The following is a 21,530-nucleotide window of genomic DNA, read 5'->3' as shown; positions in this document are numbered from 1 at the left end:
ACAGAATATAGGGCCCATCCTGATGTTGATGCATTCAACAGAGGCGAGTGTTTATTCTTGTGGACGCCAGCTTAGTGCTCCGGCGATCGCGCCAATAGCGAGCACGTCTTTTTCATGGCTTGTCAGTTCAGGTAGCCATTGCACCGTCAGCATGCCGTTGGTTTGTACGGCAGCAATTTCACGGCCATTGTGCTTAAAACTGTAGCCAAGCGGAGATTCAAGCGGCATCAGTAGCCCTTCACCCGTATGCACAGTTTCGAGTTCAAAGCGAGTGTGGCCCACTTCAATGTAGCCTGTTTCTTTCTTTTCTAGACCCAAATCGATCACCGCCGATTTCTCTTGCATGATGAACTGACCCACTTGTTCACCTGCTTGGAAAATGGTGCACTGATACGGCTTGTTGCCACCAAATTGAACGCCCATGTAGTTCACGTTCGTGCCACCGCCTGAACAACTCATAGTCCACATCTGGTTATTTTGGGTGTTGGTGATATTGGCAGCCATCTCGCCTTTTGAGGTCGAGATGGTATCAAACCATGAAGAATTGGAAGCATGACGAGAGTATTGGCCGTTATACAAACCGGCGAGATCAAACGTACCTTCTTGGCCTAGCCCCCAAAAATCACCATCCGTTTTGATGATCAATTCAGGTTGTTGTTTCACCAAATCTGATTTGGACATGATGGCGACAGAGCCACACGCAGTAAGCATTGCAGCAACCGAGAATAGCGCTACAGATTGGAGTTGTTTTCGCACAATAGTACTCTCAAATGGAATGGGGAAATGGATGGGTGCGAATCATACCTTGAGTCAATGTAATGTGCAGCTATGCGCTTGGATTCAGTGGTGGCTGGATATTTGAATTTGTAAGCAATAAGCCCGGATTGCTTACAAATTGCCTTGGCATTTAATTCTGAAATTCAATTTATTTTTGGCGTTAAATTTTAACGTATAAGCGATTGGTTGGTTTATTAGGTGTATGATCTGTGTAGATGGTTTGGTTTTATAAAGTCCTCCACTAATGTAAGGTCATGTAAGCGTAACTCGTCTTTTTGACGAGTCAATTATTTGACCTTTTGTTTTTGCCTTCGCCAATCTTTCCTATATACTGCGCGCGGATTTATAGACTGGGTGTATCGTTTTGTTGGATTGCAAAATTCTACTGATTGAAGATGACTTGGAAATCGCGAGATTGACCAAAATGTATTTAGATGCAGAAGGTTATCAAGTGAAAGTCATTCATGAAGGTACTCATGCCGCAGAGACAGTGAAGTCCTATGAGCCGCATATTGTACTACTCGACTTGATGTTGCCGGGCAAGGACGGCGCAACCATCTGTAAAGAAATTCGTCACTTCTATCAGGGCATGATCATGGTGTTGACGGCCTCAGAAGATGAGATGAGCGAAGTGTGCCTATTCAAGTTTGGTGCGGACGATTACGTGACTAAGCCCGTGCGAGGGCATGTGCTGGTGGCTCGCATCGAAGCGCTATTGAGGCGTTTACAGCGAGGCGTTCAATCTCCGAGCGACAGCCCGTCGTATATCAAGCAAGTGTATGGGCTGAGCATTAACGAAAAAATGCAAAGTGCCGCTTATCTTGATAAACCACTTAACTTAACAACGTCGGAATTTGAAATCTTACAGCTTCTTATTGCCAGCATCGATCAAGTGGTAACGCGAGATGACTGCTGTCAGGCTGCACGTGGTATTGAATACAGTTTTAACAATCGTTCTATCGATATGCGTGTCTCGGGCTTAAGAAGAAAGTTACAGCAAGCGAATGTACAAAGTGCGGTGATCAAAACCATCCGCAATCGCGGATATATGCTAGTAGGCACCCATTAATGCGCCGTTCGATGTTCACTTGTCTCTATTTGGAGCTGGTGATTGGGCTGTTTGTCACGGTCGCTGTGTTTCTCTACTTCGCTGAAGATTATATGCGGCAGACCGATCTTGAAATCTTCCTCAATGATGGCAGCTACTTTGTTGATCTCTATACCGAGCAACGCACCAAAGCGGATTCTCAATTTTCCGCACTGGCACGCAATCATTATCAGAAGTTCTACATTTTTGAACTCTATTTGCTCGACAATTGGGATGGCTCTCCCCCCTGTGATGGCTGCAGACTGCTGGATACGTTGCAAGCCGTGCCAATTTATATCACCGAAGAAAACGTCTATCTGGCGGTATTCCCTCTGCCAAACTCTCGCCATAGCTTAGTGTTTAAAGAAACACGCGATTTCTTTAGTCCCAATATCGAGTGGTATGAAGATTCGGAAATCAAATTTTTGCTGATGTTGGTGACCACGATGGCGCTATCACTCGCCTTGTTGGTTTATGTGCCTCTCTATCGCGTGAGAAAGAGGGTAGATCGCTTAGTGGCATTGCAAAAGCGCTTTGGGGAAGGGGAATTGAGTGTGCGCTCAGAGATCTACAACACGTCACCGCTGCATGAAGCTTCCGTCAGTTTTAATATGATGGCGGAAGAGATCGAAAGCCGCGTCAAACAGAGCCAGATTTTTTCTCAGGCAATACCGCATGAAATTCGCACGCCACTCAGCCGTATTCAAATGGCTTCCGATCTCGTGCGCCGAAAAGTGCCCGCCGAGCAGCAGCGACTTTTTGACGATATTGATGAGTACATAGAAGATATCAACGAGCTGACCACTGACGTCATTCAGCTCTCGCGCCTCAATGCGCTGACAAAAGAGTATCGTGAGAGCATGCGCATAGAGAAATCGTTATTGGCGTTTTGCGAGTGTCGCACAAGGTTGATGTCCAACGGTTTGGGAGATGTGAAGACTGACGGCATCCGCCGCAGCGACGTGATGGTGTTTGAATCGACGTTAGCCAAATTGGTGCTCGATAACCTGATTAAAAACGCGGCCCGCTATGGTCATGGCAGAGTAGACGTCACACTACGCGATTTCGATTGCTGCTGGTGTATTGACGTTGAAGATGATGGTCCAGGCATTCCGCTGGATAAACGTGACGAGATCTTCATTGCTTTTGCGCGTTTAGATCAAAGTCGCAATGCCAACTCTGGTGGATTTGGTCTTGGACTGGCGATTGCGTCAAGCGCGGCGAAACGTTTAGGCTGGCACCTTTCTGTCGATGATAGCCATTTGGGTGGGGCGCGATTTAGCATCTTGATCCCTAATCAAAACAATGGTGACAATGCGTCGCCTTGTGATGACGAAGCCTTTAAGAAATATCAAGCTCGAATCGATAAAGCGTTCCATTAACCACAAGAAAAATCGCTGATATTCTGTGGTTAATGGTCAACATGCTTGGCTAAATTAGCCAGATAAAAATCACTGGCAGGTGCAAGCGCGCTCAACGAGAAGCTTGATGCCAACGAGTGCCATAGGCATGACTGTAATCGGGTTGCGCGATACTGCCTTGTTGTTCTTCGACACCCACTAATGGCCCGACAACGGTTCGGTAGGGTAAGATGCCCGCCCAAACGGGGCGATCGAGATCGCTGCTGTCGTCATTGACACCAAATGCACTGATTTTTACTGAAGCTTCTTCCAACCCGATGGCGAGCAGTTCGGTGGCATTGAGCTCTTTTTCGTTACTTAAGCGAACCTGCTCGGTGCGACCGGGGGCAATCTGCTCAATAAAATGATTCAACAAACGATCCTTTTCTGCATTCTCTTCTATCACATTAAATTGACCAAAAACCACCGCGCTTCGGTAGTGGGCACTGTGGTGAAAGGCAGAGCGTGCCAACACCCAGCCATCAAATAAAGTAAAAGTGAGGCAGGTGTTTTGCCCTGATCTCAGCGCTTTGATTAAGCGGCTGTTTCGTGCGCCATGAATATAGACTTGGTTGTCGACACGCCAAGCAAGCATCGGGATGACAATGGGTCCCGAGGCATCCGAAATGGCGATGTGAGCAATCAAGCTTTCATCAATGATCCGATGTAACTGCTCTACATCGTGTACTGCTTTACGTGCCGCTTTTTTAATTTGAGTCCTGTCCGTTGCTGACAACATACTTCTCTCCCTTTCGTGCGAAGTGCTTAGATGACACGAACAATAAAGACAAATTGGTCTAGCTATAAGGTCCAATTTTGATTTATGTTTAGATCCAATTGGAAAAAGGACTGACCATGCTACCGATTGAAATCGGCGATCTGACACTGACGCCAAAAACAGGTGTGTTACAGCAAGATCTTTACAACGCCATTCGAGAAAAAATCACGCACGGACTTTGGAATAAGCAGGGGCGCTTGCCTGCCACACGTAAGTTAGCTCAGGCGCTCAATGTGAGCCGCAACACCGTCATCGCGGCGTACGAGCAACTCTGTGCGGAGGGTTACATTGAAAGTCGTGCTGGCGCGGGCTACTACGTTGTGGTTGAGCTACCAGAGCACTTTCTAGGAGAAATGGCGATTTCACCAGCCCAAGAAAAGAGCATGGCAGCCTTCGCGGCAGAGCCTGAACCCATCAAGATTAACCGAGCTTTTGCGCCCGGCGTGCCGGATCTGGAAAAATTCCCGCTGCCTGAATGGCAAAAATATCTACAACGCCAACATTCGCGGCGCACCATCTTAGGCAATCAAATCGTCAAAGGGGATTACGCCCTCAGGTGCGCTTTGGTCGATTACTTGGCGTCGAGTCGCTCTGTTAAATGCCAAGCTGAGCAAATCATCATTACCTCTGGCGCACAGCAGGCCTTAACCATCGCGCTGATGTGCGCAAAAGAAGCAAGCGATCCACTGTTAATGGAGCAACCGGGTTACCGCCAAATGCGTAAAGTGGCCCGCTTATTGGGCATGCCGATGGAGCCCCTTAACGTCGCAGTGAGAAGTGGCATTGATGTTGCCGATGTGCTCGCTTCTGAATGTCGTTTTGTCTACCTGACGCCGAGCAATCAATACCCAATGGGCACCACCTTAAGCACAGAGCAAAGAGTGCAGATCATCGAGTGGGCCCGAGTGAAACAGTGCTGGATCATTGAAGATGACTATGACAGCGAGTTCCAGTTTGCTCATCGCCCCTATACCAGCTTGCAAGGGCTAGCCAGCCAAATTGGTGCCAGTGATCGCGTTATGTATATTGGTTCATTTAGCAAGATCATGTTTAACGGTTTGCGACTTGGCTACCTTGTCTTGCCCCCTGAGCTGGTGCATAGGGGCTGTGAAATCAAAGATGCCTTGAGTGGCGATTCGCCCACACATACTCAAGCTGCGTTGGCGGAATTTATCGCCGATGGCGCGTTAATGCGTCATATCCGTAAGATGCGCCGCCTCTATGCGCAGAAGTACCAAACGATGGTGGCGGGCATTGAACGTCATTTTTCTCAGCGCTTGGAAGTGATCAGCCAAGCCGCAGGGCTGCATGTGACCGTACGTTGGTTCCAAGGGCCTACGGAGCAACAGTGGGCCGCCGCAGCTTTACGCCAAGGCATTGTGATTCGTCCTTTAAGCTATTATGAAAGTGAAGCCTGCGCGCAACGAGATTGGCAGGGCGCGGTATTGGGATTTGGTAATGTGGCAGAGGAAGAGATTGACGCCAAGCTCGCTCTACTGGCAAGCTTGTTTGTGCAAATGTCGTCCCATCAATAAGGAAGCAAATTTATGTGTCGCTGGTTGGCCTACCAAGGAGAGCCTATCTATCTCGACAAACTGGTTTATGAGCCAGAACATTCATTAGTGCATCAAAGTCTTGAAGCAAGAAAAGCGGTCACCCGCGTCAATGCCGATGGTTTTGGTTTAGGTTGGTATACCGAGCGGGCAACGCCAGGGCAATTCCATGAGGTGCTTCCCGCTTGGGGGGACGAAAATCTGCGTTCATTAGCGCATCACATTCGCTCTCATCGCTTTATGGCGCACGTCCGCTCATCGACAGGCACTTCGGTATCACGCTCCAACTGCCACCCATTTATCCTTGAGCAATGGATGTTTTTGCACAATGGTCAGATAGGTCAATTTGCCGCGGTGAAGTTTGCTTTAGAGCGGTTACTGCCCGAAGCCATTTATCTCAAACGTCGTGGAACCACTGACAGCGAGTTGATCTTTTTGTTGATGATGAAAAATGGGCTTCAGCATGATCCCTTAAACGCCATTCGACAGACGATTGGCGAAGTGAATCAAACCATGCAAGAAAAAGCGATCACAGAGCCGTTTAAAGCGTCCATTTGCATCTCAAACGGTGACGAGTTTTGGGTCATAAGATACGCTTCGGCAGGCGACCCACCGACGGTGTTTATTCAAGATTGCCAAGATTCGATCATCCTCGCGTCGGAACCATTGGACGGCCAGTGTCGCTGGCAAGTGATTGCGCCCCAAACCATCACCCACATTCAAGGTAGCGCGGTGACTAGCTATCCGATCGCGTAACTTATTGGCTGAGTTAAACCGACTCAGCCTTGTTCATTTGCTTTTTCGCTTGTAGAAAAAACAGAGCAAAAACACTCAGTGCATACAGCATTGACCAACCAAGACAAACAAACACCAACGAGCAGAGTATCAATGAGACGCCGGCAAGCCACTTAGCATGGCCGTTCAGCAGTTTGAAGGCGGCCAGCATGGCAAGCAGATAGATCAACACAAAAACGCTGTTGGCTAATTTAAGGAAAAACTCTAAATCGAGCCCAGAGATTTCGCCAACAAGACAGGCGAGTGCCAAAACCAACCCCACCACTAAGGTTGCGTTGATGGGCACGCCGCGACGGGAAATTTTTGCCATTTTTCCACTCGGATTATGTTCTCTCGCTTGCGCCCAGATCATGCGTGAGAGGCTTTGGGTATAGAGATTGATGCTGGCAAAACAGGCCGAAAAGCCAATCAGACTGATCAGTGTTTTGACTTGCGTACCAAACAGTTGTTCACTCAGCCAAGGGATCGAAGCACTGTCAAACTCAGCACTGCCGTAAGCACCGAATTTGAGTATCACCACCGAGCATGCCCAGTACGTCGCACCGGCGACAAAACAGCCAATGACGATGGCAATGGGAAAATCACGTTGTGGATTTTTAAACTCTTCCCCCATATGAGCAAAGGCTTCAATGCCGACAAAGCACCAAAACATCACCGCCAGAGCTGCGCCAATAGGCAGGAGCGAGTCGCTGGTAAAAATGGGCATGTGCAAATCCTCGACACTGACTTCCCCGCGCCATAAGAAAGCACCAACAAGCGCGAAAATAGCCAGAGCAATCAGCGTTTGTAAGTGTCCGGAAGAGCGAGCGCCGAGCAAGTTGACCGCCACTAATAACGCAACGGTGATCAATTGAGCTATCAAGGCGTGATTGAGTGCGCTAGGCAGTAACTGCTGCAAAAAGCCAGCAGCGAGCGCAATCGCAGCGGGAACCCCGACGGGGATCACGGAGACAAACAGCCATGCCACCGCGCTTTCTAAGCGTTTATCAAACGCTTGGCGAACAAAATAAGCCGTACCACCGGCGTTGGGGTAGCGTTTGCCCAGTTGAGCAAAGGTGAGGGCCACAGGGCAAATAAGCACAAACAGAAACAACCAAGCCCAGAGGGAATATTGACCGGCAATACTGGCGGCGATGGCGGGGATCATAAACAATCCGGTTCCCATCAAGGTGGTGGATAACTGGCCAATTCCTGACAACAGTGTAATTTCTTGTTTGAGTTCACTCATGACACGCTCCCTGTGCCGCTTCCATAGAAAATGAATAATTATGAGAATGAAAGCGTTAACCAAGCATATCGACTTTTGCAGAAAATGGCAGCTAGCAAAGTGATGTTGTGCACCGACATTTTGACGCTTTTGTTGTTAATTGCCGTCAAAGTGACGGTTAGGGCAAGCAGAGTCAAATGGATTTTCATTGCTTCACTAATTGAGCGTTGTGAGTAGAATGGGAGAGAGATTAGGGACGCTAACCACAGAGAAGAAATGGATAAATTTGATAAACAACTCCTCACCATACTGAGAAACGATGCACGTAGCTCTGTGACTGACATGGCGAAGGCGGTCAATCTGTCGCGTTCTGCCGTGACGGCCAGAATCAAAAAGTTGGAAAGTGATGGGGTGATCTTGGGTTACCACGCTGATATCGCGCAGGAGAACGCCAGCGAAAAAATTGCCGCCTATCTGGCGTTGAAGTTTGATACTTCGGCTTCGAGCCATCATTGCGAAGCGTATGCCAAGGAAATTTATCTTATCGATGGGGTGAAGTGGTGCCACGCGATCAGTGGTGAAACGGACATGATGCTCTATGTGGAGGTGACGACCATGACACGGTTGAACCAGATCAGAGAGCAGTTACAAGCCTTCCCAGAACTGAAACACGTTATTACTCATACGGTACTGACGGAGTTCTTTAATACCACCAAAGTGTCCTGATTATGCTCAACAACATCAACCTCAATTTACTGCGTTCTTTGCTCGTGTTGCTCGAAGAGTGTCATGTTAGCCGAGCGGCCGACAGATTACACATTACACAGTCCGCGATGAGTCGACAGTTGGCCCAGTTACGAGAGCTGTGCTCTGACCCTCTTTTGGTCAGAGAAGGTAACCGACTTGTTGCTACGCCACATGCCGAAGTGCTACGGCCTAAATTAGTGCAGTTACTGGGTGAGTTTGAACATCTCTTTGATCATCAGGCATTTAACCCGCAAGACTGGCAGGGGCAATTGGTGCTTTCGTCGAGCGATTATGTTGCGCAGTTCATTGTACCGACGCTCTCTCGCGTTCTGATAGAGCAGGCCCCGCGTCTGACATTGTCCTACCGGCTTTGGCAGCCACAATATTTAGACAGCTTGCTCGACACGGGCATTCATTTGGCATCGACCATGTTGCCTTCTCCTCCCAAAGAGCTTTCCTACACGAAAATCGGCGAAGACTACTCGGTGTGTGTGATGCGTCAAGGCCATCCACTATCGGGCAAAGCGGCGTTGAGCTTGGAAGACATGCTGCGCTACTCGCACATTAAAGTGACTGGCGGTGGTGACAAGGACTCCGCGACCGACAGTGTATTAAGAAAGTTGGGCAAAACACGGCACATTGCATTACAAGTGCCTTTCTTTTCCGCTGCGGTGAACGTCCTGATTCAAAGCGATTACATGATGGTGGTGCCTGAGCATATCGCAGTGAACTTGGCGAAGAGCCAACCTATTTGCCATTATCCATTGCCGTTTGAAACGGAAATTCATCAATATTGGCTAATGTGGCATCCCAAATACGATCATGACTCAGCCCATCGATGGGTACGAGAGAGGGTAACCCGCGTCATGCTGAGTTGCGAGTATTCAATCGGTATGATTTCAAATCATGGCAATCATGATTAAGTTTGATTTCAGTTCATTTAAAAATTGGCTTACTGTGAATCATCACAGGAGAAGATTATGACATTCACAGTTTGGTTATCACTTTTTACGATCTGCATTTTGGGCGCGATGTCGCCGGGGCCAAGTTTAGCGATTGTCGCTAAGCATGCGTTAGCGGGTGGGCGAGCGAATGGTTTGGCCACCAGTTGGGCACACGCTTTTGGCATTGGGATATACGCTTTCGTGACCTTAATTGGTTTGGCGGTGGTGTTACAGCAATCCCCACTCTTGTTCAAAACCATTAGTTACGCAGGTGCGGGCTATTTAGCCTACTTGGGTTACAACGCGTTGCGCTCTAAAGGCGGTGTGGCGGCCAAGTTGGAATCGGGGGAGCAAACGACGGTTTTGCAGTCGGCCAAAGAAGGCTTTTTGATTTCTATTCTCAGTCCGAAAATTGCGCTATTTTTCATCGCACTGTTTAGCCAGTTTGTAGCACTGGGGAATGAGTTGAGTAATCAAGTGATTATCGTAGCGACGCCATTTATCGTTGATGGCCTCTGGTATACCTTTATCACCTTGGTGTTATCGAGCTCAAAAGTGGTGGACAAAATTCGCTCCAAAGCACAGTTGATCGATCGCCTGTCAGGCGTGGTGCTGATTTTGCTGGCAGCGCGTGTGGTGCTGACGGTGTAATCGCTGAGTAATCGTTAGCTACCGATGAGCAACCAGATAAAAACGCAAGCGTCAGAGCTTGCGTTTTGTTTTGGACTTATGCGGCTTAAAGCGCGGCAAGAATCGTTTCAGCGTTACTCACTTCAAATGATTTAGGCGCTTCCACATTGAGGGTTGTGACTACGCCATTGTCGATAATCATCGCGTAGCGTTGAGAGCGAAGGCCACCAAAACCAGCGGTATCCATTTCCAAGCCGAGTGCTTTGGTAAAGCTCGCGTCGCCATCCGCCAACATTAGAATTTCTTCCGCATTTTGTGCTTCACCCCAGGCTTTCATCACAAACGCATCGTTGACAGAAACGCAGGCAATCAGATCGACGCCTTTCGCCTTAAGTTGATCGGCCAGTACGATATAACCCGGTAAATGTGCTTCTGAACAGGTTGGCGTGAACGCCCCAGGTACGGCGAAAAGCACGACTTTTTTGCCAGCAAACAGCTCTAAAACAGGGTGGTGGACCATTCCCTCTTTAGTTAGTTGGCTCAGTGTAGCGTTAGGTAAAGTTTGGCCTTGAGCGATCATGTTATTGTCCTTGTTTGACGAATTGAGTTCTCAAGCAGTGTAGTACGAAATCAACAAGTTAAAAACGGATGAAAAGCGGGGTTAATCGAGATAGTGATCTCCGACTCGATGAATGCGTTTATCTCTAGAAACAGACTCTAGAGATCAAAAACAAAAAAATCCGGGCGAGCCCGGATTTTTTAGTCATTGACTGTCCATTAACGTAGGATCATTTGCTCACGACCAGGGCCAACAGAGACCATACTCACTGGAACGCCCATCAGTTCTTCAATGCGCAACACATATTGCTGAGCGGCTTGAGGCAGATCTTCAAAACGACGGCAGGCGGTGATGTCTTCGCTCCAGCTTGGCATTTTCTCGTAAACTGGTGCTAATGCTGCGGTTTGAGGCCAAATTGGGTTCTCACTGTGATCGCCTTGGTAAGCCACACAGATTTTCAGATCGTCAAGGCCAGTCAAACAATCCAGTTTGGTTAGAGCGATCTCGGTTGCCGCTTGTAGCTCAACCCCATTTTGGGTGGCTACGGCATCAAAGTAGCCCATATCGCGAGGGCGACCGGTTGTTGCACCGAACTCGTTCGCCGCTTCACGGAAGGCGTCTTGTTCTTCCATTGCTGTGATCAGCGTACCTGTACCAACAGATGAGCTGAAGGCTTTAGCGACAGCGATAACGCGCTCTGGGCGAAGGGCTGGTAAACCACTGCCAATGCCTGCGTACGCAGAAACCACGTTGGAAGAGGTTGTCCAAGGGTATTCACCATAGACGAGATCACGGCCAGCACCCAGTTGCGCTTCAAAAAGTAGGTTTTGCTTTTCCGCTTGCAGTGCTTTGAGAGGGACGGACACGTTACAAATCGCATCACGCCAAGGGGCAGATACCTCAAGTAGCCAATCGGCCATCTCTTGCGCCGTTTGTTCAAATTTGAACTCAGGGTAGAGTGCACGTAGTTGTGGCAGTTTCCAATCCAACATAAATTGCAGACGCTCGACCAATACTTCAGGTTGTTTTAGCCAGCCCAGCAGAATGCCTTTTTTCATCACACGATCACCGTAAGCAGGAGCAATACCTTGACGAGTGGAACCGTAAGCCTTGTCGCCTAGGCGCTGTTCTTCTAGGGTATCTTCTAGTGCGTGAAGCGGTAGACACAGCGTTGCACGATCAGAAATACACAGATTCACTTTCACGCCAGATTGTTCAACTTCCGCCAATTCCTGAGTAAGCAGCGCTGGGCTAATTACCATGCCAGGGCCAAGCACCGCGAGGCAACCTGGGTTGAAGACACCACTAGGCAGTTGATGAAGTTTGAATGTACCAAAATGGTTCACTACGGTATGACCTGCGTTGTTTCCACCTTGGAAACGTACGCTAGCCGCTGCGTTTTCTGCTAGAAAATCAACGATGCGGCCTTTGCCTTCATCACCCCAGTTTGCACCCACAACAACGATAGACGTCATGACAATTCCTCCGAAATAAGACCAAAGCATCTTAGGGTGATAGTCTTAATAAGAGAAATTAATTATACTCATCAAGTCAATAAGAAACTCATATGGAGTCTGCGGTGTTGGATCTAAATTGGTTGAAGACGTTTATTACCTTGGCGGAAGTGAAACATTTTGGCAAAACCGCCAACGAGCTGCACATGACACAACCCAACGTCAGCCTGCATATCAAACAGCTAGAGCAGACAACCAAAGCAAAATTGATCGAACGAAACCCGGTTCAGTTAACGCCGGCGGGGCGTCGATTGTTAAAGTCTGCCAAGTTGATGCTCAATGAGCTGCAAATTTGCCAATCCGATCTCAATGCCATCAATGAATTAACGCAAGGGACACTCTCGATTGCAGCCAGTGACATTGTTTCGCGTTTGCTGCTGATTGAACCTTTTCAACGCTTCAAAAATGACTATCCGGGTATCGATTTGGCTTTGTTCAATACCACCTCTTCTCAAGCTGTCGAATTGGTCAAAAGTGCCCGTGCTGATATTGGTTTTGTGATCGCACAAAAAGAGAGTCAACCGCTGCACTTCACGCCTTTGACTCAGATTAAATGGTGTGCATTTGGTGATGATTTATTGGAGAAAGCATGGGAGGCGCAAGACAAGCCGACACTCATCTTGCTCGGGCACGATACTCGTACTCGGGAGCTGATTGATGCCTCTTTGCCGAAATTGAATCTGCCTCGTTTTCGAGTGATGGAAGTGGGGAGTGTCGAAGCGCAAATCGACTGGGCGGAGGCCGGATTTGGCACCGCGATTGTGCCGGATTTCTCTTTGCATACCAAAACCACGTTAAGCAGGAAAGTCACGCATTTAGAGGATTTTCCTGCAACCGACTTTGGCTATATTGTTCGACAAAACCAAGTTCTGTCGAAAGCGGCGAAGCAATTACTTGGGTGGGTTGAAGAGTATGCACAATCGACCGATTGGCATTAACGTGAGACTTCTTCGAACTCACCATCGATGACTCGATGCTGCTGGCCGTCATCGTGTTGTGTGCGTTGTGCTTGCGCTTGTTGTGCGGCTTGTTTTAGCTGCTTTTCGATTCTTTTACCAGTGATCAGCGCGACGATGGTCAACGGAATTGCCAAGAGCAAGCTGAACATGAGCGTGAACAGAGCGGTAATCGCAGTCAATGCAGTCATAATAATGCGGTTCATAAATATTGCCTCTTTGGTGGTTCTATGGAGTCATACTGCGGTGGTGAAGATGAACGAAATATGAATATGATTCAAAAAGTACAAAGCGCTGACATTTGACCAAGTTGCTTGGTGGATGAGGAAAGCCGATGTGTGCTTCGACGGTCACAAGGTAAGATAAATACAACGATATGATGGTTAAAAGGCGCCTGTATCAGGGGTACAGGCGCAATGGGGGAGAGATTATTATTGTCGTTATAAGAGAACAAATATTTGAACCAGCGGCTTTGCCGTAGGTAAACAAACCCGCTGGTGGTTTCGTTACCAAGGTGTCGTTAGTTGTGGAGCAAGCTAATTACACACGAGGGAAAGTTTGATAACGAACGCCCATCATTTGTTCCATACAGTGAACAACTTGGCAGCTATAGCCAAACTCGTTGTCATACCATATATACAGCACTGCGCGGTTATCTTGCGCAATCGTCGCTTGACCGTCTACAACCCCCGCATGACGTGAGCCGACCAGATCGCTAGATACAATCTCTGTCGAATCGGTATAGTCAATTTGTGCAGAAAGTGGTGAAGCCAGCGCCATTTCACGCAGATACTCGTTAAGTTCTTCTTTTGTCGTACCTTTTTCAAGGTTGAGATTAGCGACTGCCATCGACACGTTCGGGGTTGGAACGCGAATCGCATTGCCAGTTAAACGCCCAGCCAGCTCAGGCAGTGCCTTCGCTACTGCTTTGGCTGCACCCGTTGAGGTCAATACCATGTTCAGTGCAGCGCCTCGACCACGACGATCGCCCTTGTGGAAGTTGTCGATCAAGTTTTGATCGTTAGTGTAAGAGTGCACTGTTTCGATGTGACCTGAGATGACGCCATATTTGTCGTTAATCACTTTCAGCACCGGTGTAATGGCGTTGGTGGTACAACTTGCGGCAGAGATGATGGTGTCGTCTGACTTAATTACATCTTCGTTCACACCAAATACGACGTTTTTGATATCGCCTTTACCTGGCGCGGTCAGTAGGACTTTTGCGGCGCCTTGGCATTGCAAATGTTGGCCTAAGCCTTCTGCATCACGCCACACGCCAGTGTTGTCGACCACTAAGGCGTTTTGAATGCCATATGCGGTGTAGTCGACCTCTTCAGGTTTGTTCGCATAAATGATCTGAACGAAATTGCCGTTGATCACCAATGCGCTGTTTTCTTCATCAATGACGATACTGCCGTTGAATTGGCCGTGTACAGAGTCGCGACGAAGCAAGCTTGCGCGTTTTTGCAAATCACCATCTCGTCCACCACGGACAACAATGGCCTTCAGTTTTAACGGGTAACCTGGGCCACTCTTTTCAATAAGAAGGCGGGTTAATAGACGGCCAATTCGGCCAAAACCGTACAACACAACATCTCGTGATGCGAGTGAAGAACCTGCATCTAATGCGCCAATTAATGCGGTTTGTAAGTAGTCATCCAGTGCAGACACATCGTCGTGGCTTTCCCAATATTGATGAGCAAGTTGGCCAACATCAACACGGCAAGCAGAAATGCTCATTTCACAAACTTTTTCAATAATGGGGAGGGTTTGCTCAAGCGAAAGTGGTGTACCGGTGTAGTGTCGAGCGACACGGTGAGTTTTGAGAATGTCGATGGTGGTTGCATTAATCAGGGTTTTACCAAAAAGAATGATTTCGACACCTTTTTGGCGGTACAGCTTGCCGATAAGTGGAGTGATGGATTCCGCAATCGTTTGGCTGGTTTGCCAGTCTTGGAGATATTTCTCTGGACTCATGTTTGTATTAGACCTTTCACGTTTTTGGGGCTGACCTTACTTTCTGAATGTAGGGGGAACAGAAAGCAGGGATAAGGGTTGTAATAGTCTTGTAATATTTATGTGGCGGGAGTTTACACGGCAAGTTGTTATTCTGCTAGGAAAAATAAAACAGATAAAATGGCTGTAACTGATTGAATTTAAGTCTTAATGTGGTTGATTTAAACAACGAAATACGTATTGACATTTTCATTCTCAGAAACTTATTTTGTGAAAATAATGTATAAAAGCACTCGTGAGTTGTAACATGATTCAATCATTGCACTGTAAATAAGACATGCATCAACTTTAACACTCAAAAAGTAAACGATAAGCCTAAGCTAAATAGGTTTACCTCACCAACCAACTCGTTTGGTGGGAGTTGAGGCTGAGTAAAGTGGCCGCTAATCACACTTTTGGCGCTTTGTATGTAAAGCCATTCGCCATAAACACTTAAATTAGGCAATAGAGAGTATTTCAAGCCTACGCTGTATGTTTCGTTTTCGACGGATTTTCTCCTTTGGCTGTAGGTAATATAGGGTGTGAGATCGTTCCATTGATAGTTAACGCTGACATACCAATTAGAGTGATAGCGACTGCTTGTGAGCAACTCAGCAATAAATTGCCACTGTTGCCAGTTGTAAATGGTACCTAGACTAAACAAGGTTAACGATTGTTCCCCCCCGGGAATAATCGTGGTTGCAGCGTATGTCTGTTCGAACTTCGTGTGCATCAGTGCGGCACGGACAAGATTTTCATCAAAGTCGATTTCGGTGGTGATGCCATAAGAAATATCGGTATCGATGGTCAGTGGCTGTCCATACAAGGAGTAATCGTCGCTGCTGGATTTGGCAACAAAAGTGGCGACTCGCACTGGAATATCAGAGGTTATCCACTTCTGTACATCGAGAGAAAGCCCATCATAATTTGAAATGCCTAACACACTATCGTACACATCAATAGGCGGGCGAAACCAAGGGTAGGCTTGTGACACAAAGAGATATTCCGACATTAAGAAAAGCGGAATGCGTTGGCGGCCTAATTTTGTACTCCAGTCGTCGCCGCGATATTCAACAAATGCCCAAGCCAGCGTCGGGTCGGAGAAATCGTCATGAGGTTGTTTGACCACCTGCAAAGACGCTCGCCAGTTCTCGTTCATTGCCCAGTCTAGCTGTACTCCAAGTGTGGTTTCGCAATCCCAACACCACTCATCGGTAAATTCTTTTTCTTGGATGCTCGGCGTCGCTTGATCGCTTTTACTCGCAGAAAGTGAGCCAAATCCACTGATGGTGAGTTGGTCCGACAGTGTCCACTCTCCGTATACCGGAGAGCAGAGTAGGCACAGGGGTAAAATAAATTTAAGCCTCATTTATTCTTCCTCAGTCGTAAATTGGTAGAGCACATGCACGTCACTGGGAACCTCATTCGCTGGAAAATAAGCAATGCCGGAAGGAGTAATGGCTAGCCATTCCATTACCTCTTTAATGCTTTGTTCGGATAGCTGAAAAGGTTGTTTTGTGCGTCCTGAAAAGGTTTGTTTGGCCCAAATGGCAGCCATTTGTGACGGTGTTTTGTTCAATAAAATTTGATAAAACTGATTACGTTGTTGCGACGAAGCGGGCAAATCGAGCAGTTCAAAAGGAATGCCATCGATTTGCGTCATTTTGCCGCGATAAATCATCTTAACTTGGCTGGTGCTTAAGGTGGGTAGCTGAGGGTTGAGCGAAAAAATGATGTACTGGTCTGCGGCTCTCACAGATAAGGATGAGAGCACACTAATTAATACAACAACGATCACCAACAGACTGAATTTAGGCATTAACCTCACACCGTTTCACCGGTTTCCCGCGATTTAATTAACTTTTATTTTGTTGCTATGAAATTGGTCTAGTATTAAGGATAGGCTAGGTCCCAATGCTTGCAAGGACGAAACAAATATGATGAAGATTTCTATAAAAACTCGTCTCGCCCTGCTTTCGCTGCTACCCGCTATTTTTATATTGGGTTTTACAGTGCAGGAGTTATTAAATAACCGTCGTCAGTTAGACTCTCTTGATAAAACCATCAGTCGAATACACATACAAAATGGGATTGCTGAAACGGCTTTTAGGATTTATCAGGGGGTTCAAGGAGAAATGCGTTATTTGGATGAGTTATCGCAAAGTGACTCATTCAACCAGTTTATGTATTCGCTAGATGTTTCATCGGAATTAAGTGGGTTAAAAAACGATTTAATTGAAGCGTTGTCGGAAATAAAAAGCCAACCAGCGCAAGAAAGATTGATTTCATCAGAGTGGGGGTTTGATGTTTTGCGGGAGATGTTGGAGGCCATCGAAAATGAGCATCTTCATTTGTCTCTCAATGATGCAGAAATGACGGAAAAGCTCATCACTCAGCTCATCTCCCTTTCCTATTGGGCGCAAAAAGAAGCGCTGCTCACGTACAAATTACAAACACAAGGAACGTACGGTTTTGATTATGCTGCTTTTTATCAGGCAATTGAAAGGCAACAGCAAGCGCTTGAGCGTTTTCTTGATTTAGGCGCAAGTCATCATCAAGTTGAAAAGCTATTGCAGTTTTTTTCATCAGAACGTTATCAAAGCAGTGTGCAATATCGAGACAGCATTGCCGCAGGAACGCTCTCTTTGGATCAGCTCAAAGCGTACAGTGTTGAGCTAGATTATCGTTTACAAACGCTACTATTGTTAATCAATAGCTTTTCAATTCAAGCGGAAACCAGCCTGCGCAGTCAAATAGAGCATCAACAATGGTATTTCACGGGCATGACTGGTGCCGTATTTGCCATGCTATTCGTGTTGTTTATGTTGGGTACTTCCACATGGCTAAGGGTTTACAATAAGCTCAATGCCATTTTGAATGCATTACAAAGTTTGACCAAAGAGGATGAGCAAAGTCAGCAAACACGAGTAATCCCTGACGGCAATGACGAGTTCACCGTGTTTGCCAAACAGATAAACCAAATTATTGATGAGAAGCAGCAGCAGATGGTGGAGATTATCCATGCGAAAGAGTCGGCCATTTCTGCTAACCGAGCGAAATCGGTCTTTTTAGCCAATATGTCTCATGAAATTCGCACGCCTTTGAACGGGATTATCGGGATGACTGAAATCTTGTCTCAAAGTGAACTTAGTAGCCAACAAAAGGAGATTTTAGGAGATATTGATACTTCCTCACAGTCTCTGCTTATCTTGTTGAACGATATCCTTGATCTATCCAAGATTGAATCGGGTAACTTAAACATTTCGCTTCAGGAAGCGGATATTCGAGAAACGGTCTACCAAGCCATGACTCTGTTTCAATCGAAGGCGACAAGCAAAAATATCGAACTGCACATCACAATGGGAGAGGACATTCCTGCCAAAGTAATGGCGGATGATCACCGAATCAAGCAAGTTCTGACCAACTTAGTCGGTAATGCAATCAAGTTCACCAAAGAGGGTTACATCTCTACATTCGTCAACTATCAAGCGGATGAACATGATCACCAAGGCTATCTGACCTTCAAAGTGACGGACACTGGTATTGGCATCGATCAAGCAAAACTAGAAACGATTTTCGAGCCATTTACGCAAGAAGACGACAGCATCACGCGGCAATTTGGTGGAACTGGCTTAGGTTTAGCGATTTGCCGTCAGTTGGTTGCCATGATGGGAGGGGAGTTAACGGCCACGTCAACCAAAGGCCTAGGAAGCTGCTTTTCTTTTACGATCCCAGTGGAAACTCTCGATACAGAAAACTGGCGTTCACCAGTGATTAAGAAAGGCTTATTGATCGCGGATAACTATGGTTATACCAACCAACTTATTAATGAATGTCGGTTATGTGGTATTGAGTTGACGATCGCGGAAGGAGTGGAGCAAGTTCAGTTATTGAAACCCGATTTTGATGTGGTTTTCTATTGCCACAGCCTGCATCAAAATGCGACCCGAGACCTAGAGCAACTTGAGCAAGTGATCCCGCTTCAACGTGTCGTGGTGTGCCAGCATCATTTGTTCAGCAGTCATATCAACATCGAACGAGTTCACGCTCTTTTGACTCAGCCATTCTTAGGGAAACGATTCAAAGCGTGCATAGAGAGTTTGGCACAAAACCTTTCACAGCCTACCGCTTCCTCAAGTACGAGAATGCCAGCCAAACAGGAAGTTTGTTTCGACACTCGAGTGAGCCCGTCATACGGCCGCAACCATCGCCGAATACTGATTGCGGAAGACAATCTAATGAATCAAAAAATTGCCAGTTTTTTCTTAGAAAAGGCCGGGTTTGACTATTTGATTACCAGTAATGGGCAAGAAGCGCTTGATGCCATCACGCAAGGCGGAAAATTTGATGCAGTCTTGATGGACTGCATGATGCCAGTGATGGATGGCATTACCGCAACAAGAGAAATCCGACGTTGGGAAACGGAACAAGGCAGTGGAAAAACGCCAATTATTGCCTTAACAGCGAGCGTTCTTGAAGAGGATATTCAAAGCTGCTTTGAGGCCGGGATGGACGCCTACCTACCCAAGCCATACAAATCTAACCAGCTTTATGACTTGTTTAGTGAACTGAAAATAGCTTAGGCGTCTCGCCTATTTATAAAGAGGCCAACCCATGGGGTTGGCCACTTCGTATCAAGAGCGGAGTGATTCCAACTCAGCCAACTGATTGATGGCGGAGCGATACGTTAACCATGCAACAAGCCCTGCCAAAACATTGCCAATCGCAGCGCCAATAAAGAGACCTTGGATTCCGCCTAGTTCTGCGCCTAACCAAAGCGCAGGAAGGAAAAAGGCAAACAAGCGCAATGCGGAAATACGCAGTGCAGTGTAGGAGCGTCCTAGCGCGTTGCAAATCGAAACCATCAACATGCAGATACCCAAAGCTCCAAGGCTGATAGGGATAATGGTCAGATGAAGGTTGAGGATCTCTTCGACTTGATGATCGCTGGTCATCAAAGAAGACAACCAAGCAGACACTAATAGACTGATAATGGCTAAGCTGGTTTGAAAAAACAGAATAAAGCGACAAGCAATGGAGACCAAGCTGCGAATATCGGCAAAGTTCTTTGCACCGAGAAGTCGGCCGATCATTGGAGGCATGGACATCGTTAGGGCCAATACTGAGACCAGCGTGAAGAATTCAAAACGAGACCCTAGCGCCCATGATGCAATTGCTGCTGTGCCAAAACCCGCGATGAGTTTGGTCGCCAGCATCGAAGAGAGAGGCGGGAGCAACTGGCTGATCATCGCTGGTCCCATAATATGGCCAACGGCTTTCACACTGTTAACGACATCCAGATCATGACGATCAAAGCTGACCCATGAGTGACGATGCACTTTCGGAGCGACGATCATAATCCCTATACCAAAAGCTACAATAGTTGCCAGAGCGGCGCCATTGATACCGAGATCGAAAGTAAAAATAAACAGCGGATCTAGCACTAGGTTTAAGCCGCTGGTGAGCATCATCATGGTGCCTGGCAGCATAGTATTGCCATTCGAGCGGCAGATACTGTAGAAAAAATAAAGCATAGCGCCGACCCAAGCGCTGATAAGCCAATAGGGCCAATACGCGTCGATGACGGCATAGACACTTTCAGGTGCCCCAAGTAGCGACAAAATCACATGTCGTAAAAACCAGATGATCACACAGACCAGAGCCACACCTACGGCACCAATGAGCAAAATAAGCCCTGCGAGTTGACGAGCGTACTGAAGTTTTTCTGCACCTAGCGCTTTGGAGATGACGGCAGTCGTCGCAATACCTAAACCCACTTGAATACCGATGATGACCATCTGCAGCGGTAGGGTAAACCCTTGTGCAGCCAAAGGAAGTATACCTAATTGCCCGATGAAGGCACTGTCAACCAATTGAAAGCTCATTAAAGAGAGCACACCAAATAACATTGGCCATGTCATAGTAAAAAGTTGGCGAGCGAGAGAAGTGTTAGAAGTTGTCATATCGAATGTTTGAATCAGAACCCATCGCTAGTCTAGCGCAAGATAAATTAATAACCTAATAGTTAGGAAAGGTATTCATTGGGGGATGAATACCTTTTGGGGGTAGCAAAACGCGACAAAGAAAAAGCCCCGCAAATGGCGAGGCTGAGATGTTATCGCTGAAGCTGTGGCTTATTTCTTGCCACTTGCTTGCTTGTCTTCTTCGGTGAGTTCGCGAATACGACGGCTGATGTCACGGCGTGCTTTAGAAATCTCTGCACTTTTGATGATGTGGTCATCAACGCGATCTTCGTAATCGGCTTTCATGTTCTTAATAATGGTCATGATCTCATCTTGAGACATGTTTGGCTTGATGTAGTCCAGTAGGTTCTCAAGTAGCTCAACACGCTTGCGGTTATCGCGAACTTTCTTTTCATTGTCTAGTAGTTCACGTTTCAATTTGTTCTTACGGCGCGCCTGAGAAACAATTTCAAATACGGTATTCATAGGTCCCTTACCTTCAATAAAAGTGAATGATAAATTGCAAAATAACTTCAGGATGCGTGTTTGATCATTCTTATCAGCATCTTGAAGTGATTCTCGAACATACCCTGCAGAGATTAAAGCACATCATACATACTCATAA

General features: G+C 47.0%; 20 protein-coding genes. 9 read left to right on the top strand and 11 right to left on the bottom strand.

Annotated elements, in window-relative coordinates; translation table 11 throughout:
- Positions 1-51: 51 nt before the first annotated feature.
- On the bottom strand, positions 52-756 hold the full coding sequence (locus VV1_RS18745) for a VV20781 family protein (protein ID WP_011081704.1): 705 nt from the start codon (positions 754-756) through the stop codon (positions 52-54).
- A gap of 385 nt (positions 757-1,141) precedes the next feature.
- Between VV1_RS18745 and VV1_RS18740 the strand changes: the two genes are divergently transcribed.
- Together VV1_RS18740 and VV1_RS18735 are read left to right on the top strand one after the other, a co-directional pair.
- Positions 1,142-1,846, top strand: coding sequence for a response regulator transcription factor (locus VV1_RS18740; RefSeq protein ID WP_015728181.1), 705 nt, complete (start codon positions 1,142-1,144; stop codon positions 1,844-1,846).
- Positions 1,846-3,246 (top strand): ATP-binding protein, encoded by a 1,401-nt coding sequence (locus VV1_RS18735; protein ID WP_011081702.1) that lies wholly within the window; start codon positions 1,846-1,848, stop codon positions 3,244-3,246. The genes VV1_RS18740 and VV1_RS18735 overlap by 1 nt, the downstream gene beginning before the upstream one ends.
- Positions 3,247-3,337: 91 nt before the next feature.
- Here VV1_RS18735 and VV1_RS18730 read toward each other — a convergent pair whose 3' ends face one another.
- Positions 3,338-4,003: a pyridoxamine 5'-phosphate oxidase family protein gene (locus VV1_RS18730; RefSeq protein ID WP_011081701.1), complete on the bottom strand. Its 666-nt coding sequence runs from the start codon at positions 4,001-4,003 to the stop codon at positions 3,338-3,340.
- Between the two features lie 116 nt (positions 4,004-4,119).
- On the opposite strand from VV1_RS18730, the gene pdxR reads away from it, so the two are divergent.
- On the top strand, positions 4,120-5,577 hold the full coding sequence (gene pdxR / locus VV1_RS18725) for a MocR-like pyridoxine biosynthesis transcription factor PdxR (protein ID WP_011081700.1): 1,458 nt from the start codon (positions 4,120-4,122) through the stop codon (positions 5,575-5,577).
- A gap of 12 nt (positions 5,578-5,589) precedes the next feature.
- Positions 5,590-6,351 carry a class II glutamine amidotransferase gene (locus VV1_RS18720; RefSeq protein ID WP_011081699.1) on the top strand — a complete coding sequence of 254 codons (762 nt, stop codon included), beginning with the start codon at positions 5,590-5,592 and terminating at the stop codon, positions 6,349-6,351.
- Positions 6,352-6,364: 13 nt separating this feature from the next.
- Here VV1_RS18720 and yjeH read toward each other — a convergent pair whose 3' ends face one another.
- Entirely contained in the window at positions 6,365-7,618 is a 1,254-nt protein-coding gene (gene yjeH, locus VV1_RS18715; protein WP_011081698.1) for an L-methionine/branched-chain amino acid transporter, read from the bottom strand.
- A 255-nt stretch (positions 7,619-7,873) separates the two neighbouring features.
- Between yjeH and VV1_RS18705 the strand changes: the two genes are divergently transcribed.
- From VV1_RS18705 to VV1_RS18695, 3 genes are read left to right on the top strand one after another with little or no spacing between them, the layout of a single operon-like run.
- Positions 7,874-8,323 carry an Lrp/AsnC family transcriptional regulator gene (locus VV1_RS18705; protein ID WP_011081697.1) on the top strand — a complete coding sequence of 150 codons (450 nt, stop codon included), beginning with the start codon at positions 7,874-7,876 and terminating at the stop codon, positions 8,321-8,323.
- Between the two features lie 2 nt (positions 8,324-8,325).
- Complete coding sequence (locus VV1_RS18700; RefSeq protein ID WP_011081696.1) at positions 8,326-9,267, top strand: LysR family transcriptional regulator; 942 nt, start codon at positions 8,326-8,328, stop codon at positions 9,265-9,267.
- Between the two features lie 57 nt (positions 9,268-9,324).
- Entirely contained in the window at positions 9,325-9,939 is a 615-nt protein-coding gene (locus VV1_RS18695; RefSeq protein WP_011081695.1) for a LysE family translocator, read from the top strand.
- A gap of 85 nt (positions 9,940-10,024) precedes the next feature.
- On the opposite strand, the gene VV1_RS18690 is transcribed toward VV1_RS18695, so the two are convergent.
- Positions 10,025-10,498 (bottom strand): peroxiredoxin, encoded by a 474-nt coding sequence (locus VV1_RS18690; protein WP_011081694.1) that lies wholly within the window; start codon positions 10,496-10,498, stop codon positions 10,025-10,027.
- A 197-nt stretch (positions 10,499-10,695) separates the two neighbouring features.
- Positions 10,696-11,952, bottom strand: coding sequence for an adenylosuccinate synthase (locus VV1_RS18685; RefSeq protein WP_011081693.1), 1,257 nt, complete (start codon positions 11,950-11,952; stop codon positions 10,696-10,698).
- 104 nt (positions 11,953-12,056) lie between these two features.
- On the opposite strand from VV1_RS18685, the gene VV1_RS18680 reads away from it, so the two are divergent.
- The gene (locus tag VV1_RS18680) at positions 12,057-12,929 is read left to right on the top strand and encodes a LysR family transcriptional regulator (protein ID WP_086016971.1); all 873 of its coding nucleotides are present in this window, start codon (positions 12,057-12,059) and stop codon (positions 12,927-12,929) included.
- Here the strand turns inward: VV1_RS18680 and VV1_RS18675 are convergent.
- From VV1_RS18675 to VV1_RS18660, 4 genes are all read right to left on the bottom strand, one after another.
- Positions 12,926-13,153 (bottom strand): hypothetical protein, encoded by a 228-nt coding sequence (locus VV1_RS18675; protein WP_011081691.1) that lies wholly within the window; start codon positions 13,151-13,153, stop codon positions 12,926-12,928. The two genes, VV1_RS18680 and VV1_RS18675, sit on opposite strands and share 4 nt — an antisense overlap.
- A 334-nt stretch (positions 13,154-13,487) precedes the next feature.
- Positions 13,488-14,924, bottom strand: a complete 1,437-nt coding sequence (locus tag VV1_RS18670; RefSeq protein ID WP_011081690.1) for a glyceraldehyde-3-phosphate dehydrogenase — start codon at positions 14,922-14,924, stop codon at positions 13,488-13,490.
- Positions 14,925-15,258: 334 nt separating this feature from the next.
- Positions 15,259-16,311, bottom strand: a complete 1,053-nt coding sequence (locus VV1_RS18665) for a porin family protein (protein ID WP_011081689.1) — start codon at positions 16,309-16,311, stop codon at positions 15,259-15,261.
- Positions 16,312-16,770, bottom strand: a complete 459-nt coding sequence (locus tag VV1_RS18660) for a hypothetical protein (RefSeq protein WP_011081688.1) — start codon at positions 16,768-16,770, stop codon at positions 16,312-16,314.
- A gap of 109 nt (positions 16,771-16,879) precedes the next feature.
- On the opposite strand from VV1_RS18660, the gene VV1_RS18655 reads away from it, so the two are divergent.
- Positions 16,880-19,525: a hybrid sensor histidine kinase/response regulator gene (locus VV1_RS18655; protein WP_011081687.1), complete on the top strand. Its 2,646-nt coding sequence runs from the start codon at positions 16,880-16,882 to the stop codon at positions 19,523-19,525.
- Between the two features lie 51 nt (positions 19,526-19,576).
- On the opposite strand, the gene VV1_RS18650 is transcribed toward VV1_RS18655, so the two are convergent.
- Both VV1_RS18650 and VV1_RS18645 read right to left on the bottom strand, forming a co-directional pair.
- Entirely contained in the window at positions 19,577-20,905 is a 1,329-nt protein-coding gene (locus VV1_RS18650) for an MATE family efflux transporter (protein WP_011081686.1), read from the bottom strand.
- A 171-nt stretch (positions 20,906-21,076) separates the two neighbouring features.
- Positions 21,077-21,391, bottom strand: coding sequence for a DUF496 family protein (locus VV1_RS18645; protein WP_011081685.1), 315 nt, complete (start codon positions 21,389-21,391; stop codon positions 21,077-21,079).
- Positions 21,392-21,530 lie beyond the last annotated feature (139 nt).

The organism is Vibrio vulnificus CMCP6, assembly GCF_000039765.1.
Taxonomy (GTDB): Bacteria; Pseudomonadota; Gammaproteobacteria; order Enterobacterales; family Vibrionaceae; genus Vibrio; species Vibrio vulnificus_B.
The sequence above is the reverse complement of the archived record's forward strand: the minus strand, read 5'-3'. Positions and strand labels throughout refer to the sequence as shown.

Coding starts and splice junctions, on each gene's coding strand:
- pdxR (WP_011081700.1), top strand. CDS start 4,120: ATGCTACCGATTGAAATCGGCGATCTGACACTGACGCCAAAAACAGGT.
- VV1_RS18645 (WP_011081685.1), bottom strand. CDS start 21,391: ATGAATACCGTATTTGAAATTGTTTCTCAGGCGCGCCGTAAGAACAAA.
- VV1_RS18665 (WP_011081689.1), bottom strand. CDS start 16,311: ATGAGGCTTAAATTTATTTTACCCCTGTGCCTACTCTGCTCTCCGGTA.
- VV1_RS18730 (WP_011081701.1), bottom strand. CDS start 4,003: ATGTTGTCAGCAACGGACAGGACTCAAATTAAAAAAGCGGCACGTAAA.
- VV1_RS18705 (WP_011081697.1), top strand. CDS start 7,874: ATGGATAAATTTGATAAACAACTCCTCACCATACTGAGAAACGATGCA.
- VV1_RS18655 (WP_011081687.1), top strand. CDS start 16,880: ATGATGAAGATTTCTATAAAAACTCGTCTCGCCCTGCTTTCGCTGCTA.
- VV1_RS18700 (WP_011081696.1), top strand. CDS start 8,326: ATGCTCAACAACATCAACCTCAATTTACTGCGTTCTTTGCTCGTGTTG.
- VV1_RS18685 (WP_011081693.1), bottom strand. CDS start 11,952: ATGACGTCTATCGTTGTTGTGGGTGCAAACTGGGGTGATGAAGGCAAA.
- VV1_RS18690 (WP_011081694.1), bottom strand. CDS start 10,498: ATGATCGCTCAAGGCCAAACTTTACCTAACGCTACACTGAGCCAACTA.
- VV1_RS18675 (WP_011081691.1), bottom strand. CDS start 13,153: ATGAACCGCATTATTATGACTGCATTGACTGCGATTACCGCTCTGTTC.
- VV1_RS18735 (WP_011081702.1), top strand. CDS start 1,846: ATGCGCCGTTCGATGTTCACTTGTCTCTATTTGGAGCTGGTGATTGGG.
- VV1_RS18670 (WP_011081690.1), bottom strand. CDS start 14,924: ATGAGTCCAGAGAAATATCTCCAAGACTGGCAAACCAGCCAAACGATT.
- VV1_RS18720 (WP_011081699.1), top strand. CDS start 5,590: ATGTGTCGCTGGTTGGCCTACCAAGGAGAGCCTATCTATCTCGACAAA.
- VV1_RS18695 (WP_011081695.1), top strand. CDS start 9,325: ATGACATTCACAGTTTGGTTATCACTTTTTACGATCTGCATTTTGGGC.
- VV1_RS18650 (WP_011081686.1), bottom strand. CDS start 20,905: ATGACAACTTCTAACACTTCTCTCGCTCGCCAACTTTTTACTATGACA.
- yjeH (WP_011081698.1), bottom strand. CDS start 7,618: ATGAGTGAACTCAAACAAGAAATTACACTGTTGTCAGGAATTGGCCAG.